Source organism: Candidatus Aminicenantes bacterium (assembly GCA_026393795.1).
GTDB lineage: Bacteria > Acidobacteriota > Aminicenantia > UBA2199 > UBA2199 > UBA2199.
Map to the genome: position 1 here is coordinate 1 of JAPKZL010000256.1, position 1,555 is coordinate 1,555.

Sequence of the window (1,555 nt, forward strand, 5' to 3'; positions counted from 1 at the left end):
GAAGGTTTTCTCTCTCATGCTAAAATCTCGTGGGTTCCATGATCAGCACCTGGTCCTGGCCGTCGATTTCCTTCAGCATTACCTTCACCCTTTCGCGGCGCGAAGTGGGCAGGTACTTGCCCTTGAAGTCGGGGCAAATGGGCATTTCGCGGTGGCCGCGGTCAATGAAGGCGGCCAGCTGCACCGACGCCGGCCGGCCCAGTTCAAAGATCGAATCCATGGCGGCGCGGATGGTGCGGCCGGTAAACACCACGTCATCGATCAGAATGATGTCACGATCCTCGATGCTGAAATCGATCTGGGTTTTTTTTACGGCCGGCTGCTTCTCGTGCTTGTGCAGGTCGTCGCGGAACATGGTGATATCGAGGATGCCCAGGGGGATGTCGATGTTTTCCAGTTCCCTGATCAACTGCTGGATGCGGCGGGCCACAAAGACGCCCTTGGTCTGGATGCCTATGAGCACCAGGTTTTCGGCCTCGCGGTTGCGCTCCAGTATTTCCATGGCCAGGCGCAGGAAGGTGCGTTTCATCTTTTTTTCGTCCATGATCTTGGCTTTGATTTTTTCTTCCATGGGTTTCTCCTTTGGCGGCAAAGGGTATTATAATAAAAATAATATTATTTGCAAGGGTGGTGACCGTTTCAGGTCAGGCTGGCTTGCAGCAAAGCAATGACCTCGGAAAGCTTCGAAAAATCTTGGGCGCGGCCCTCGAGCAGATTTTCGCTGCCGCCGCCCTTGCCGCCCAGGAGTCCGAATAGCTGGGCGCTGATCCGGCGCAAATCGAAATTTCCCTGACCGCGGCCGATAATAATGTGTTTTTGCGGGTTCTGGGCATAAACCAGCACCTGTTTGCCTTGCTTTAAAAGCGATACGGCGAAAAAGCGCATAGCGGTGCTATCCAAGTCGCTGAACTCGCGGACAATCAGGGGTTCGCGGCCGGCGGCCGTGGCGGCAATCTCCTTTTCCAGGTCGCGGCGTTGTATTTTTTTGAGGGCCCGGCGTAGTTCGTCTTTTTCCGCCAGCAGGGTTTCCACTTGGGCGGGGATTTCCGCCAGGGGCAGGGTGACGACATGTTGCAGATGCTGGGTGACCTCTTGCTTTAACTGGTAGTCGCGCAGGGCACGATAGCCGGCCGCGTAGTAAAGACGGATATTGGCGCGGATGCGTTCAGTCTTGATGATTTTAAGCAGGCCGATCTCGGCGCTGCTTTTCAGATGGGTGCCGCCGCATGCCGACTGGTCCAAGCCCGTTATTTCTACCACGCGGATCTTGCCCTGGCGCTTGGCCGGCTTGCGCAAATGCAGAGAGGATAGGTCTTCTGTTTCAAAAACGCGAACAGGCAGATTGGCGAAGATCAAGCGCGCGCATTCGCTCTCCAGGGTGCTGATCTCCTCTTTATCCAGTACCTGGCGCCCGATTTCGATCGAAGAATGTTCCGGGCCTATGGCAAAGGATAGGGTAGGAGCGTTGAAAAGGTTTAGCAGGGCCTGCGAGAGCAGGTGCTGAGCGGTATGCTGCTGCATGTGGTCGTAACGGCGCGGAAAATCGAGTTGCAGG

Annotated in this window: 2 protein-coding genes; both read right to left on the reverse strand. The window is 55.8% G+C overall.

From position 1 onward, the window contains the following. Positions 1-19 precede the first annotated feature (19 nt). Positions 20-571: a bifunctional pyr operon transcriptional regulator/uracil phosphoribosyltransferase PyrR gene (gene pyrR / locus NTW95_12835; protein MCX6558295.1), complete on the reverse strand. Its 552-nt coding sequence runs from the start codon at positions 569-571 to the stop codon at positions 20-22. A gap of 68 nt (positions 572-639) precedes the next feature. Beyond that, the coding region (locus NTW95_12840; GenBank protein MCX6558296.1) for an alanyl-tRNA editing protein at positions 640-1,555 on the reverse strand (916 nt) is incomplete at its 5' end.